The 14566-nt window shown below is 68.2% G+C and carries 15 protein-coding genes; 9 read left to right on the top strand and 6 right to left on the bottom strand.

The genetic code is table 11. The features are described from left to right. The first annotated feature begins 8 nt into the window (after window positions 1–8). Window positions 9–869: a DUF3426 domain-containing protein gene (locus ACVWWW_RS03990; RefSeq protein ID WP_051235517.1), complete on the top strand. Its 861-nt coding sequence runs from the start codon at window positions 9–11 to the stop codon at window positions 867–869. 132 nt (window positions 870–1001) lie between these two features. After that, window positions 1002–1292, top strand: a complete 291-nt coding sequence (fis, locus tag ACVWWW_RS03985) for a DNA-binding transcriptional regulator Fis (protein ID WP_027083783.1) — start codon at window positions 1002–1004, stop codon at window positions 1290–1292. 12 nt (window positions 1293–1304) lie between these two features. Here fis and ACVWWW_RS03980 read toward each other — a convergent pair whose 3' ends face one another. Then, window positions 1305–1880 carry an MBL fold metallo-hydrolase gene (locus ACVWWW_RS03980; protein WP_456998639.1) on the bottom strand — a complete coding sequence of 192 codons (576 nt, stop codon included), beginning with the start codon at window positions 1878–1880 and terminating at the stop codon, window positions 1305–1307. Between ACVWWW_RS03980 and ACVWWW_RS03975 the strand changes: the two genes are divergently transcribed. The 7 genes from ACVWWW_RS03975 (at window position 1879) to ACVWWW_RS03945 (ending at window position 8485) form a co-directional block, all read left to right on the top strand. Continuing rightward, window positions 1879–2136, top strand: a complete 258-nt coding sequence (locus tag ACVWWW_RS03975; RefSeq protein WP_456998638.1) for a hypothetical protein — start codon at window positions 1879–1881, stop codon at window positions 2134–2136. The two genes, ACVWWW_RS03980 and ACVWWW_RS03975, sit on opposite strands and share 2 nt — an antisense overlap. Before the next feature lie 65 nt (window positions 2137–2201). Further along, a complete protein-coding gene (purH, locus tag ACVWWW_RS03970) occupies window positions 2202–3785 on the top strand; it encodes a bifunctional phosphoribosylaminoimidazolecarboxamide formyltransferase/IMP cyclohydrolase (protein WP_027083785.1) in 1584 nt (527 codons plus the stop codon). A gap of 130 nt (window positions 3786–3915) precedes the next feature. Beyond that, window positions 3916–4611 (top strand): hypothetical protein, encoded by a 696-nt coding sequence (locus ACVWWW_RS03965; protein WP_155914431.1) that lies wholly within the window; start codon window positions 3916–3918, stop codon window positions 4609–4611. A 69-nt stretch (window positions 4612–4680) separates the two neighbouring features. After that, window positions 4681–5979: a phosphoribosylamine--glycine ligase gene (gene purD, locus ACVWWW_RS03960; protein ID WP_027083787.1), complete on the top strand. Its 1299-nt coding sequence runs from the start codon at window positions 4681–4683 to the stop codon at window positions 5977–5979. A gap of 97 nt (window positions 5980–6076) precedes the next feature. Continuing rightward, complete coding sequence (gntA, locus tag ACVWWW_RS03955) at window positions 6077–6808, top strand: guanitoxin biosynthesis heme-dependent pre-guanitoxin N-hydroxylase GntA (RefSeq protein ID WP_027083788.1); 732 nt, start codon at window positions 6077–6079, stop codon at window positions 6806–6808. Beyond that, window positions 6808–7407 (top strand): urea carboxylase-associated family protein, encoded by a 600-nt coding sequence (locus ACVWWW_RS03950; protein ID WP_027083789.1) that lies wholly within the window; start codon window positions 6808–6810, stop codon window positions 7405–7407. The genes gntA and ACVWWW_RS03950 overlap by 1 nt, the downstream gene beginning before the upstream one ends. Further along, window positions 7394–8485 (top strand): hypothetical protein, encoded by a 1092-nt coding sequence (locus tag ACVWWW_RS03945; protein WP_051235519.1) that lies wholly within the window; start codon window positions 7394–7396, stop codon window positions 8483–8485. The genes ACVWWW_RS03950 and ACVWWW_RS03945 overlap by 14 nt, the downstream gene beginning before the upstream one ends. Here ACVWWW_RS03945 and ACVWWW_RS03940 read toward each other — a convergent pair. The 5 genes from ACVWWW_RS03940 to ACVWWW_RS03920 all read right to left on the bottom strand — a co-directional run bounded on the left by ACVWWW_RS03940 (window position 8376) and on the right by ACVWWW_RS03920 (window position 14479). Next, window positions 8376–9359: a putative bifunctional lysylphosphatidylglycerol flippase/synthetase gene (locus ACVWWW_RS03940; protein WP_155914432.1), complete on the bottom strand. Its 984-nt coding sequence runs from the start codon at window positions 9357–9359 to the stop codon at window positions 8376–8378. The two genes, ACVWWW_RS03945 and ACVWWW_RS03940, sit on opposite strands and share 110 nt — an antisense overlap. After that, entirely contained in the window at window positions 9356–10102 is a 747-nt protein-coding gene (locus tag ACVWWW_RS03935; protein ID WP_051235520.1) for a lysophospholipid acyltransferase family protein, read from the bottom strand. The genes ACVWWW_RS03940 and ACVWWW_RS03935 overlap by 4 nt, the downstream gene beginning before the upstream one ends. A gap of 3 nt (window positions 10103–10105) precedes the next feature. Continuing rightward, the gene (locus ACVWWW_RS03930; protein ID WP_036143174.1) at window positions 10106–10915 is read right to left on the bottom strand and encodes a GNAT family N-acyltransferase; all 810 of its coding nucleotides are present in this window, start codon (window positions 10913–10915) and stop codon (window positions 10106–10108) included. 90 nt (window positions 10916–11005) lie between these two features. After that, complete coding sequence (locus ACVWWW_RS03925) at window positions 11006–13021, bottom strand: PAS domain-containing protein (RefSeq protein ID WP_155914433.1); 2016 nt, start codon at window positions 13019–13021, stop codon at window positions 11006–11008. An 87-nt stretch (window positions 13022–13108) separates the two neighbouring features. Then, a complete protein-coding gene (locus ACVWWW_RS03920; protein ID WP_027083791.1) occupies window positions 13109–14479 on the bottom strand; it encodes a M28 family metallopeptidase in 1371 nt (456 codons plus the stop codon). Window positions 14480–14566 lie beyond the last annotated feature (87 nt).

The following is a 14566-nucleotide window of genomic DNA, read 5'->3' as shown; positions in this document are numbered from 1 at the left end:
TAGCGCCCATGTTCAAGCCCTGCCCCAACTGCGGATTCCTGGTCGCCCTGATCGCCGGGCGCGAAGCCAGCCAGCGCTGTCCGCGCTGCGGCAGCGCGCTAGTCGGCGAGAACGAGGTGCTCGATCCGGATCAGGACGTGCCGCAGCGTCGCCGCCTGGACACTGAGCGCGCGCCTGCGCAGACGGCGCCTGCAGAAGCACCGTTGCGCGAACGCGCTGAAACCGAATTGCGCACGCCCGCCGACCCGGCGCCGACGCAAGAACCCGTTGCCGCGATTCAGGCCGTCGACGACGACGTCCAACCGGCGCGCAACGACGTGCCCGCCGACGTCGCTCCAGCGCCCGACACCACGCCCCGCGCGACCCACGATGGCCCCAGCTTCGTGCGACGCCGCGTCGCCCGCCCCGCAGGTCGCCGCTGGCCGCTCGCCACCGTTATCGGCGCGCTAGCCGTGCTGTTCGCGCTGCAGCTGCTGCTCGCGCAACGCACCGCGCTTGCCGCCGACGCACGCTGGCGACCGCTAGTCATGAACGCCTGTGGCGTGCTCGGCTGCAACGTACCCGCGTGGCACGAACCGCAGGCCTACCGCATGGTCACGCGTAACGTGCGACCGAACCCAGCCAAGCGCGGCGTGCTGCACGTCACCGCCACCGTGCGCAACGATGCACAGTGGCCGCAGCCGGCGCCAACGATCGTGCTGAGCCTGTCCGACCTCGACGGCCGCCTCGTCGGCGCGCGCCAGGTCACGCCGCACGACTACGGCGAGCGCGTCGGCGCACTGATCGCGCCCGGCGACAGCCTCGACATCGCATTCGATGTGCGCGAGCCCGGCGCACGCGTCGAGTCGTACGACTTCCAGCTGCAGTAATCCCGGTTCATGCGTGATGTTCGCCACCGTTCGTCGCGCGGCGACCGGCGGCGTTGCGTCGCCCCGTTGTGCGCGACGTGGTCGGGCTAGACTCCGCGTCCGCCCGCGCAGACCGCGGGTTGTCGAACTGCCATGAGCGCTGCTGCATCCGACCTCGCCCCGAACGTTACCGACATCCGCCCCGGCGCACGTACGCCGCTGCGCGAGCACGTCGCTGTTTCGATCCGCCGCTTCCTGCGTGATCTGGACGGCTGCGATACCTGCGATCTGTACGAAGTCGCGCTTCGCGAACTCGAGATTCCGCTGTTCCAGGAAGTGCTGCGCCATTGCGACGGCAACCAGAGCCGCGCCGCGCAGCTCCTGGGCATCCATCGCGCGACGTTGCGCAAGAAGCTGCGCGAATACGGCCTAGCGCAGGGCTGATCGCGTCGCTCGCTAGATAACTGGCGCCGGTTCCGCGACGCGCCAGTACGCACTCAACTCATCCGGAATGTCCGGCGGACAAACGCCACAGGCGCGATTGCCCGGAACCGCGTAATCGATGAATTTCGGATACGGCAGGCTGAGCCCCGCCATGATCGCGACGAACTCGTCCACGCTGCGCTCACCGCCAAGGCGCGGGTTGCGCGTGCGTTCCTGTCCGATGCTGGACACGCGGCGGCCCTGGTAATCGTGCGCGGGATACACGAGCACGTCGTCGCCGAGCGGGAAGAGTTTGTTGTGCACGCTCGCATACAGCACGTGCGCGTCGCCGTTCTGGAAATCGGTGCGGCCGCAACCGTCGATCAACAACGCGTCACCGGTGAATACGCGATCGCCACTCGCGATCGCGAAATGGCTGTCGGTGTGGCCCGGCGTATGGATCGGTTGCAGCTGTAACGAACCGATCTGCAGCTGCACGCCATCGACCAGCGGGACGTCGGTCAGCGGTAGCGCATCCATCTCCGGAAACGCCATGCGGCTGCCGGTCTCGTGCTTGAGCGTCAGCGCCGACGTGACGTGGTCCGGCATGGATGTGCGTGTCGATGGTCATCGCCAGGCGCAGGCCGAGCGAGCGCAGCAACTGCAGGTCGCGCTGCCACTGCGGCAATACAGGATCGATCAGCACGGCCTCCCCGGTTTCCGCGCAGGCGACGAGATAGGTGTAGGTCGACGACACCGGATCGAACAGCTGGCGGAAGATCATCGGGCGTTCCTTTGCGATGTCGGCATCGTCGCGTCGCGGCCGGGGCTGGCGGGGACGATGTGGCGTCCACACGAACGGTAGCGCAGTCCCGGGCCGGGGGCGGCGCGCCGCTATAATTCGCGCTTCCCCACGTCGCTCCCAACGCCATGACTGCAGCCCTGAACGGCCCGTCGGTGAAGCTCCGCCGCGCCCTGTTGTCCGTCTCCGACAAGACCGGGCTGCTGCCGCTCGCACAGGCGCTCGCGCGCCACGACGTCGAGCTGGTGTCGACCGGCGGCACCGCGAAGGCATTGCGCGACGCCGGCCTCGCCGTTCGCGACGTCAGCGAGCTCACCGGCTTCCCGGAAATGATGGACGGTCGCGTCAAGACGCTGCACCCGATCGTGCACGGCGGCCTGCTCGGTCGCGCAGGTACCGACGACGCGGTGATGCGGCAGCACGGCATCGGTGCGATCGACCTGCTGGTGCTGAACCTCTATCCATTCGAGAAGGTGTCATGTGATCCGTCGAGCTCGTTCGACGACGTCATCGAGAACATCGACATCGGTGGCCCGGCGATGCTGCGTTCGGCCGCGAAGAACTTCGCGCGCGTCGCGGTGGCGACCGATCCCACGCAGTACGACGCGCTGGTCACCGAACTCGACGGCAACGATGGCGCGCTCTCGGGTGCGACGCGTTTCCGACTCGCGGTCGCCGCGTTCGATCGTGTTGCGCAGTACGACGCGGCGATCGGCAATCATCTTTCGTCGCTGCAGGACGACGGCACGCGCGCCGTATTCCCCGCGCAGCAGAACAGCAACTTCGTCAAGGTGATGGACCTGCGCTACGGCGAGAACCCGCACCAGCAGGGCGCGTTCTATCGCGACCTGTGGCCGGTGCCCGGCACACTGGCCACGTTCACGCAGTTGCAGGGCAAGGAACTCAGCTACAACAACCTTGCCGACGCCGATGCCGCATGGGAATGCGTGCGTCAGTTCGAGCGCCCGGCCTGCGTGATCGTCAAGCATGCGAATCCGTGCGGCGTGGCCGAGGGCGTGGCCTGCGGCGATGCATACGAACTCGCGTACGCGACCGATCCGACGTCGGCATTCGGCGGCATCCTCGCCTTCAACCGCACGCTCGATGGCGCGACCGCGAAAGCCATCCTCGATCGCCAGTTCGTCGAAGTACTGATCGCGCCGGATTACGACGACGAAGCACTCGCCTACGCCAAGAAGAAGGCGAACGTGCGCGTGCTGCGCATCCCGCATGGCGACGGCCGCAACAATGTCGACGTCAAGCGCGTCGGTTCGGGCCTTCTCATGCAGACCGCCGACATCCGCGAAGTCACGCGCGACGAATTGAAGGTCGTCACCAAGCTCGCACCGAACGACGCGCAGATGGCGGACCTGCTGTTCGCATGGCGCGTCGCGAAGTACGTGAAGTCCAACGCCATCGTCTACGCGAAGGACCACCGCACCGTCGGCGTCGGCGCCGGGCAGATGAGCCGCGTGGTCAGCGCCAAGATCGCCGCGCTCAAGGCCGAGGAAGCCGGGCTGGTCGTGCCGGGCTCGGTGATGGCGTCTGACGCGTTCTTCCCGTTCCGCGACGGCATCGACGCCGCTGCGGCGGCGGGCATCAAGGCGGTGATCCAGCCGGGCGGCTCCATGCGCGACGCGGAAGTCATCGCCGCAGCCGACGAGCACGGCCTCGCCATGGTCTTCACCGGCATCCGCCACTTCCGCCACTGACGCCGGCTTCGCGCGGTCCCCGGACACTGCGCGCATGCTTCGAGCGCCTCTCCTCCTCCTGGCCGTCGCCACCGCGGCGTCGGCCCGCACGCCGCAGCCGGCGCCCGCACCTGTGCCGACGGACGTCGTCGTGTCCGACCGCGAGGCGGTGCGCGTGCTGTCGTCGGAATACGAACACGAGACCGCGCGCATCAAGGGCGACTGGAAGGTGGCGAACGATGCCACGTCGACGCGCCGCATCTGCGCCGACTCCGGCGTGCAGCCGCGCGAACGCCGCATCGCGGTCTGCACCGCGACGTCCGCGTCCAGCACCAGCTCACCGCGCATCGACCTGTTCGTGATCCGCGCCGGCGCGACGCGTCGCGATCCCGCGCAACTGCGCACGCGATTCCGTGGCATCGACGCACGCGGCGTGGATGCGACGTCTGGCGATGTCGGCTTTCTTGCGCTCGGCCCGGCGGATACCGGTTTCGTGATTACCCGGCATGACACCGCTGCGATGCCGCAGCGCGCGTACGAATCGCTGTACGCGGAAATCGCCGGGGAGCTGCGGCAGATGCTCGCGGTGACGTCGGTCGTCACCAATCGCGGTGCGTGCACGCCGATGACCTCGCGTCATTGCAGCAAGCGCCTGCTCGAACTCGAGTGCACGCTGCAGGCCAATGCCTCGCACATCGACAACGGCTATTACCTGTTGCAGCTGCAGGTAGCCGGCACGCGACGCGGCGACATCGTCGAACGCACCATCGACATTCCGCGCGACGCCTACGGCTACCGCATATCGGCGCGCGACCTGAAATCCCGCGGTTGCGACACCAGCGAGTGACACCGGCGGGCCGCCCGGCCCCATGAGTCCCGTAAAATGCCGCGTCCCCGCATTGATCGACGCGCACGCATGAAGATCCTCGTTATCGGTTCCGGCGGCCGCGAGCACGCGCTGGCGTGGAAGATCGCGCAGTCCGCACGCGTGTCCGAAGTGCTGGTCGCCCCGGGAAATGCCGGCACCGCGCGCGAGGCCAAGTGCCGCAACGTCGACGTACGCGCCACCGATATCGACGCGCTGCTCGAGCTGGTCGAACGCGAAGGCATTTCGATCACCATCGTCGGCCCTGAAGGCCCGCTGGTGGCCGGTGTGGTCGACCGCTTCCGCGCCGCCAACCACCGCATCTTCGGGCCGACCGCCGCGGCCGCGCAGCTGGAGGGCAGCAAGGCGTTCGCGAAGGAGTTCCTCGCGCGCCACGGCATCCCGACCGCGCATTACGCGGTGCATACCGACGTCGATGCGGCGCTCGCCTACGTGCGCGAGAACGGCGCACCCATCGTCATCAAGGCCGATGGACTCGCGGCCGGCAAGGGCGTGATCGTCGCGATGACGCTCCCTGAAGCCGAAGACGCCGTGCGCGACATGCTCGCCGGCAACACGTTCGGCGATGCGGGTTCGCGCGTGGTGGTCGAGGAATTCCTCGACGGCGAGGAAGCCAGCTTCATCTCGATGGTCGACGGCCGCACCGCGCTGCCGATGGCGACCAGCCAGGACCACAAGCGCGTCGGCGACGGCGACACGGGCCCGAACACCGGCGGCATGGGCGCGTACTCGCCCGCGCCGGTGGTGACGCCCCACGTGCATGCGCGCGTGATGCGTGAGATCGTCGAGCCCACCGTGCGTGGCATGGAACGCGATGGCGTCCCCTTCAGCGGCTTCCTCTATGCCGGCCTGATGATCGACGCGAGCGGCGCACCCAAGGTCATCGAATTCAACGTGCGCTTCGGCGATCCGGAAACGCAGCCGGTGATGCTGCGCCTGCAGTCGGATCTGGTGGATCTCGTCGAAGCGGCGATCACCGGCAAGCTTGATGCCGTGCAGGCGGAATGGGACACGCGCGCGTCGCTTGGCGTGGTGATGGCGGCGGCGAACTATCCGGACACGCCGCGCACCGGCGACGTCATCAACCAGTGGGACGTGCCCGACGAAGAGCCGGGCGCGAAGGTCTTCCACGCGGGCACGAAGCTCGTCGGCGAGCACGTCGAAACCGCAGGCGGCCGCGTGCTGTGCGCATGCGCGCTGGGCGACACGGTGGCCGAAGCGCAGAGTCGCGCGTATTCGCTGGTCGCCGGTATCTCGTGGGACGGCGAATTCCATCGCCACGACATCGGCTGGCGCGCGATCGAACGCGAGCGCGCCGTCGCCGGCTGAACGGTTCTTCAGCCCGGCGGCTTCAGAACCGCCGCTGTCCACGGTCCCCATGCACGGCCGCCCGTAGGGTGATGGCCGCACCGCCGCCTGGGCCCGCATGGACTTCAATTCCACCCGCTTCATCGAACCGGCCGAGGCGTTCGCGCCGGATGCCGGCGACAGCCTCGCGGCCCGCTTCCTCGACCATGTCGCCGATGCCCGCTTTCCGTGCGTCGGCGCGAAGGCGGCGCTGAGCCGCGGCTCGATCCAAGTCCGCGAGTACCCGGCGCTGGGGTGCCCACGCGGCGCCGCGCGCCTGCTTGATGCACTGACCGACTTCGGCGACGGCATCGACGCGCTCGGCGACGACGACAGCACGGTCTACAGCTTCGTCGCCGTATTCGACACGCCGATTCCAGCGGACGAAGCCGCGTTCGAACGACTGCTGTGGCTGCAGCTGCAGCACCTGCATGACATCGACCGTGCGCGCGGCAATGCGTGGGCCGACGATGTCGCCAGCGGTCCCGATCATCCGCTTTTCAGCCTCAGCCTCGCCGGCCATCCGTTCTTCGTGATCGGCCTGCATCCGAATGCATCGCGCATCGCGCGTCGTTTCGAGCGCCCGGCGCTGGTGTTCAATTCGCATCGCCAGTTCGATCGCCTGCGCGCCGATGGCCGCTACGCGAAGATGCAGGCGGCGACGCGCGGGCGCGACACCGCACTGCAGGGTTCGATCAATCCGAACCTCGCCGACTTCGGCACCGCATCGGAAACGCGGCAGTACAGCGGTCGCGCGGTCGAAGCGGAATGGCGATGCCCGCTGCACGTGCGCACCGGAGGGCTGCACTGATGACGCAGGTCCATCGCATCGAGCCGTGCTCGGCACAGGCCTTCGAACTCGACGAAGGCGACGAGCTGATCGTCATCGACCCGGAAGGCCAGCAGGTCAGCGACCTCACCGCGTTCAATCGCGACGACCTGCGCGAATATCTTTCGTCCGGCCGCACGATCGACTACGCATCGAAACTCTTTCTGACCGCCGGCGACGTGCTGTATTCGAACCGCAGCCGGCCGATGTTCGACATCATCGAAGACACCTGCGGCCGCCACGATTTCACGCTGACGCCGTGCTCGAAGGACACGTTCTCGATCATCTACGGCGAGACCGAAAACCGCCCCGGCTGCGAAGGCAACCTCGTGCGTGCGTTGCAGCCTTACGGCATCGAGGTCGACCGCATCCCGATCGCGTTCAACGTCTTCATGAACGTCGCCGTCGACGGCGATAGCGGCGTCATTCGCGTGCTGCCGCCACTGAGCCGTGCGGGCGACCATGTGCGCCTGCGCGCGCGCATGCCGCTGGTGGTCGGCATGACGGCGTGTTCGGCCGGGCAGTCGAACAACTTCCACTACAAGCCCATCGATTACCGGATCGAGCGTGGACACGCTTGACGCCGCTGTGGTCGCTGCATCGACCGAGCCGGCCGCGCCACTGCCGACCGGGCGCTTCGAGCGCCTTCCGAAATCGCTGAACCTGGTGCCGATGGTGTTGCAGTGGCTGTGGCTGGGTCTGCGCTACCGCAGCATCACCCTGCCGTCGTGCGCGAACCCGGGCATCACGTCGGGCGGGCTCGTCGGCGAAGGCAAGCTCGAATACTTCGAGGCGATGGGTACGTTGGCGCGCAGCGCGACCGCCGACTACATCGACATCGTGGCCGGCCAGTGCACGCGCGACAATGTGCTCGCGCGCATAAGGGCGTCGGGGCTCGGCTTTCCGATCGTCGCCAAGCCCGACGTGGGCTGGTGCGGCTATGGCGTTCGCCTGCTGCGACACACGTCCGAACTCGACGACTACCTCGCCCGCTTCCCGTCCGGCCACCGCTTCCTGCTGCAGCGCTATCTGCCGGCACCCGGCGAAGCGGGCCTGTTCTACGTCCGTGAGCCGTGGGACGCGCGCGGGCGGCTGCTCGGCATCCTGCTGCGCCACTATCCCGCGGTGGTCGGCAACGGTCGCGACACGATTGCCACGCTGGTCGAACGCGACACGCGACTCCAGCGCGCACTGCACGCGCCCGGCCACGAGCTGGCATTCGATCCCGCGTATGTGCCGCGCCCCGGAGAACGCGTGCGCCTGTCGACGGTCGCGTCGACACGCGTAGGCGGCGCGTACGAGGACGGCACGCTGCATGCGACGTCGGCACTCACCGAGCGCGTCGATGCGATCGCGCAGGACATGGGCGAATTCCACGTCGGCCGTTTCGACGTGCGCTACGAATCGATCGACGCGCTGCGCGCGGGCGAATTCACCATCATGGAAGTCAACGGCGCCGGCTCGGAAGCGGTGCACGCCTGGGATCCGAAGTATTCGATCCGCCACGTCTACCGCATCGTCTTCGCGAAGCAGCGCCTGTTGTTTCGCATCAGCGACGCGATGCGCCAGCGTGGACATCGTCCGATCGGTGCGATCGCACTGGCGCGGTTGTACCTCGCGCAGCGTCGTGCGATCCGCGCGTATCCGCCGTCGAACTGACGAGCCGGCGCGCCGCACCCGAGGCGAGCCCGAGACCGGCGATCGCCGCGGGCAGCAGGTTGTAGACGACTCGGAACACCAGCAACGCGGCGAGCACGCCGGCGCGGTCGCCAGGCAGTGCCGCGAGCATTCCGGCTTCGAACACGCCGACGCCGCCGGGCGAGTGGCTCACCACGCCGATCGCGGCGGACGCGATGAACGCCACGGCGAAGTGCGCCGGGTCGCGCTGCACCGCGTCGGGCATCAACACGTACAGCGCGGCGATCGCGCACAGTGCCTCGGCGATCGCGATGATCACGATGCGCGGCGTGGTCCGCAGCAGTGGGCGTGGCAACCACGACGCCACGGCGGTTGGTAGTCGCGGCAGCGCATACATGGCGACGCCGATGAGCGCGGCGAGCATCAGCGCGGCGACCACGCCGAACCACTTCACCGTCATTGCAAGCGCGGCCAGCACGACCGTGCCGGATACGATCGCAGCGCCCACCACCACCACGATGCGTGCGACCTCGGCAGCGGAGATGCGGTACGCGCGATAGAACGCGAGCCGGAACGACGGCGCGAGCACGGCATGGAAGCCGAGCGTGTTGCACAGCGCATGCGCCATCGCACCGCGGGTAAGCGCGTGGCTCGCGGGAATCCGCGACGCGCCCGTCATGCGGCACGCGAACACCTCGATCACGCCGAGGGCGATGAAGCTGAGCGCGGTGAATGCCGCACTTGCGATCAGCTTGGTAACCGGAATCGCCGCCGCTGCGCGCGCGACAGCGTGCATGTCGAACGTACGCAGCTGGACGAACAGTTCGACGCCCGCCCATACGATGGTCGCGGCCGCCGCAAGCACCACAACCACTCGCATCGCTCGCGATCTCATGCGCCCGCTGCCGGCAGCACGGACGCAACCGTGTCACGCACGCGCGATGCCGCGACCTTTCGATCATCGCCTAGTTCAGCTGCCGCAACCGATGGATGCAACGTCACCCGCACATCGGTATTTCGACGCGCGAGGAACCGCCACAGATGCGACGCCAGCGTGTCGTCGTCGATGTAGGCGTACGCGCGGCGGGCTTCCGGATCCGGACCCGTGACTTCGATGGTCACGGGCTGCACGGTCGTGCCGTCGACGGCTGCGAGCGCGGCGAATGCGGGCGAGCGGAATGCACGTACGGCGCGGCCGTCGCTGGTGGTGCCTTCGGCGAACAGCACGATGTTCGCGCCTTCGACCAGTGCACCGGCCATGGAGTCCAGCGCCACCCTCGCATCGGCGCTACGGCGGCCGATGAACACGGTGCGTTGCAGTCGCGACAGCAGGCCGAACAGCGGCCAGCCGCGCACCTCATTCTTTGCGACGAAGCGCGCCGGCAGATACGCGCCAAGCACCGGCACGTCGAGATAGGACAGATGGTTGGAAATCCACGCAGTGCGCGGAGCGGTGCTCGCCACGCCATGGACGCGCACGCGGAGCCCCAGCAGACGCGTTGCGGCGCGATGGAACAACATCGGCAAGCGCGAGGCCAGCGGATGTCCGCGACGCAGCACGCACAGCAGCAGCGCCTGCGCGACGCCGAGTGTCAGCGCGCAGGCCAGCAGCGCGACCAGGCGCCAGGCACGTCGCACGGCTCAATGGTCGCCGGCGTAGGCGACGCGTGCAGGCTCGGCGCGAACCGGGCGATAGCGACGCACCGATCGCGCGGACAGCGCTTCCGTCGGCAGCACGATGCAGACGTCGATCGTGCCGAAGTCGTGGTCGACGTAAGCGCCGTCGCCGATGCGCGCGCCGAGGCGGATGTAACCCTTGATCAGCGGCTCGAGCGAGAACAGCGCGCGATGGTCGTCCAGCGGACGCACCGGCCCGACCGGCAGCGGAATCGCGCCATCGCCACGCGCGCGCGGACGGATCGCCGACGGCGCGAGGTGGTGACGTTGCAGGTAGGCGAGCTGCAGCCGCGCGGCATCCGGATCCGTGCCCGGAATGCTCGCGCAGCCGAACATGAGCTCGATATGGTTCGCGGCGACGTAGTCGCCGATCGCGCGCCACAGCAGCGCGAGCACGCCACGCGTGCGATACGGCGGCAGCACGCAGGAGCGGCCGAGCTCCATCAGCGGCCCGTCGACGTTCGCCAGCGGCGCGAGGTCGAACTCCTGCGCGGCGTAACCGCGTAGTGCGGCGGCGGCATCCGCATGCGTCACCACGCGGTAGGTGCCGACCACGCCCGCGTCGTTGCCGCGGTAGCTCGGATCGATCACCACGATGTGCTCCATGCGCGCGTCGTACTCGTCGCGATCGAGCCGCACATCGGGATCGGTGTCGCCTGACGCCCGGAACACCGCATGGCGCAGTTGCTGTGCGGCGCGGATTTCCGCCGGCGTGCGCGCGAGGCGCACTTCGAGCGGACCGGTCGGCGCGGAACTCGGCAAGGGAAGCGGCATGTTCGGTACGCGCGAAAGACCAGCGGTCACCTTCCGGGCGGCCGTGTGTAGCGGCCATGAAGCGGCAGTTTCGCCGGCGTGACAGCCCGGTTAGTGGGCCGCGACGGCTTCCGGATCCAGCGGAAGGCGCAGCTCGAACGTCGAACCGAGACCCAGGCCCGGGCTCGATGCGGTCAGCGAGCCGCCGTGCAGCTGCGCAAGGCTGCGCGCGAGTGCGAGGCCGATACCCAGCCCGCCGTGCCCGCGCTCGGGTGTTTCTTCCGCCTGCTCGAACAGCCCGAACACGCGCGCGAGCAACGCATCGTCCATGCCGACGCCGGTGTCGTGCAGGCGCACCACGACATCGCCGCCATCGATGCCGACGGTGAGGGTGATCGTTCCGCCCGGCGGCGTGTACTTGGCCGCGTTGTTGAGCACGTTGGTGAGGATCTGCGTCAGACGCACCGGATCGGCGTCGAGCGTGATGCCGTCGGTGCTGTCCTCGACGTGCAGGCTGTGGTGATGGCGCGCGATGATCGACTGTGTCTGCTCGACCGCACCGGCGACGATGTCCGACAGCTGCACGCGACGCGTCTGCAGCGTGGTCAGGCCACGCGTCACACGCGAGACGTCGATCAGGTCCTCGACGAGGTTGCGCATGTGGCCGGCCTGGCGATCGATGATCTCCGCCGCCTGCCGCACCGTGGCTTCGCGATCCGGCGCCATGCGCAGCAGCTGCACGGCGGTGACGATGGGCGCGAGCGGGTTGCGCATCTCGTGCGCGAGCGTCGCGAGGAACAGGTCCTTCTGGCGATCCGCTGCGCGCAATGCGTTCTCGCTGCGCTCGAGCATCTGCTGCGTGCGCTTGATGTCGTCGATCTCGGTGCAGGTGCCCATCCAGCGCACGATCGCGCCACTGCTATCGCGCACCGGCAGCGCGCGACCAAGCACCCACTGGTATTCGCCGTTGCGGTCGCGCAGCCGGTATTCGACTTCGTAGGGCTCGCCCGTTTCCAGGCTGTGCCGCCAGCGCGCCCACGCACGCGGCTGGTCGTCGGCGTGGAACATGCCGGCCCAGGCTTCGCCGTCGGTCGAACCCACCGGCACGCCGGTGAAGTCGTACCAGCGGCGGTTGTAGTAGTCGTGGAAACCGTCGGGCTGCGTCGACCAGATCATCTGCGGCACGAGGTCGGCGATCGTGCGGAAGCGCGCTTCGCTGTCGCGCAATGCGATCAGCGCGGTTTCGCGATCGGTAACGTCCGCGCCCTGCACGAAGATCGCGTCGACCACGCCGCTCGCATCGCGCACGGGCTGATAGACGAAGTCGACGTAACGCGTGTGTTCGATGCCCTCGCCTGCGCGCAACGCGACCGGCACGCCGCGGCCCACGAACGGTTCGCCCGACGCGCGCACCTGGTCGAGCAATTGCACGAAGCCCTGGCCGGCGACTTCGGGCAACACGTCGCGCAGTGCGCGGCCGAGGAAATTGGTGCGGCCGACGAGCAGTTCGTACGCTTCGTTCGCGAGTTCGAACACGAAGTCCGGCCCGCGCAGCACCGCCATGAACCCCGGCGCCTGCGCGAATAGATCGGTAAGGAATGCATCGCGTGCGCTGAGGCGGTCGTTGTCGCGCTGGACCGCCGCCGCGCGCGACAGCACGCCGCTTTCGACCTGCGCGCGCGTCAGCCCCGTCGCGCTACGCGAATGCTCGAGCTCTTCGCGAAGCCGCTGCACTTCGGTGACATCGGTGGTGTGCTGCATGACGGCGACCACGTGGCCGTCTTCATCGAGGATCGGTGTATGCGTCGCGCTCCAGTAGCGCACGTCGACCTCGACACCGTCCGGCGTCTCGGTGCTGATCGCGTACGGGATGAGCGCCAGCGTGTCGCGCTCGCCGGTTTCGAATGTGCGTTCGAACGAACGGCGCAGGATCGTCGACTGCGAGGTGCCGTCGTCGTTGACCGTGCCGGGAAACATCTCGAACACGCCGCGGCCCACGAGATGCTCGCGGGAAAGTCCCGTCAGCAATTCGTAGGCGTGGTTGGCGTCGAGATAGCGCAGGTCACGGTCCAGCACCATGTAGGCGTTGGGCGAGCTCCGGAACAGCGCGTCGAAACGGATGGGCAAGGGCGCCTCCGGGGGGAGAGGCGCCCAGTATGGAACGGTCCGGTCGCAACAGGCGCGCCGAACCGTTCACCTAGCGGACTGAGCCGTTCAGTAGCCGCCGAAGCTGCCGGCCGCGCCGGGGAACACCACCGGGCTTTCGGTGCCGTCCTTCGCCACGGCCGCCACGCCGAAGAAGTAGTTGTCGATGACCACGTTCTTCAGCGTGTACGCGGTGACGTCGCCCACCCAGCGGCTGTGCGTCCACTGCGGGTCGGTGGTGAGGCGCCAGTAGACCTTGTAGCCGGCGAGGTTCGGCGCTTGCGCAGCACTCGGGCGCGTCCACGTAAGTTTGGTGTCGGCGGTGACCGCGCCTTCCACCTTGACGCCCGCCGGCGGCGGCGGCGCCCATGCCATGGACGCAAGGCTGACGGCATCGAGCGCGGTGAGCTTGGCCGCGTAGCCGAAGTCCACGCCCTCGATGACATCGCCGTAGTGCTTGCCGTTCTCGACGCGCACGTCCTGGTGCTGGCGGTCGTAATTCTCGTTCGTCTCCATGACGCGCACGCCCGGATACCCGGCCTCGTTGAACGGGCGATGGTGGCCGCCGCGACCGAAGCGATCGAGCCGGTAGACCATCATCACGTCGAGGTTGGGCACGTAATCGGCCATGCGGTCGATGTAACGGCCGAGGTTGCGCGACGGCGAATCGTCTTCGCCGCCTTCGAAGCGACGCTGCTTGGCTTCGTCCGCCGTCTCGACGATGCGCACGCCTTCGGAGAACACGCGTGCCGTGGTGTTGTCGACAACACCGTTGATGCCCGACGAGTTGCCGATCATGTCGTTGTTGAGTTCGGCCTCGAGGCGCCAGCCGTTCTTCTTCGCCTCGGCCGCGACGAACTTGCCGCCGAACAGGCCCTGTTCTTCGCCCGACAGCGCGCCGTACACGATCGACGCCGGGAACTTGTACTTCGTCAGCACGCGCGCGGCTTCGATCGTGCCCGCCATGCCCGATGCGTTGTCGTTCGCACCCGGTGCGTCCAACGTTGAATTCATCACGTCCGACACGCGCGAATCGATGTCGCCGCTCATCATCACGTAACGGTTCGGGTCCGACGTGCCGCGCTGGATCGCGATCACGCTGATCACCTTGAGCGGCCCGGGAATGCGCGGCTCGCCCTGCACCGTGCCTTCGACATAGCGCACGTCCAGGCAGCCGCCGCAGTCCTTCGAGATGCGCTGGAACTCCGCATAGATCCACCGCGTCGCCGCACCGATCCCGCGCGTATCCGACGTCTGGTCCGACAGCGTGTGCCGCGTGCCGAACGACACCAGCTTGCGCACGTCGGCCTCGATACGCGCCGCCGACGGCGCGGTGCCGATGTCGTAGAGCTTGGGGTTGCCGGCCGGCGGTTGCGGCGCGTCGGCGGCGAAGGCCGGGGTGGCGAGCATCAGGGCGAGTGCGGGAAGCGTGCGGCGCATGGCGGAAGCCTCGGTGATCGATCGGCCAAGCGTAGACGGACGGATGCATGCGTGCCGAGACCGGCGTCGTGCCGTGGCGGCGTCGTG

It is taken from the genome of Lysobacter sp. HA18 (assembly GCF_054057595.1).
This window is presented reverse-complemented; position numbering and strand designations above follow the sequence as displayed.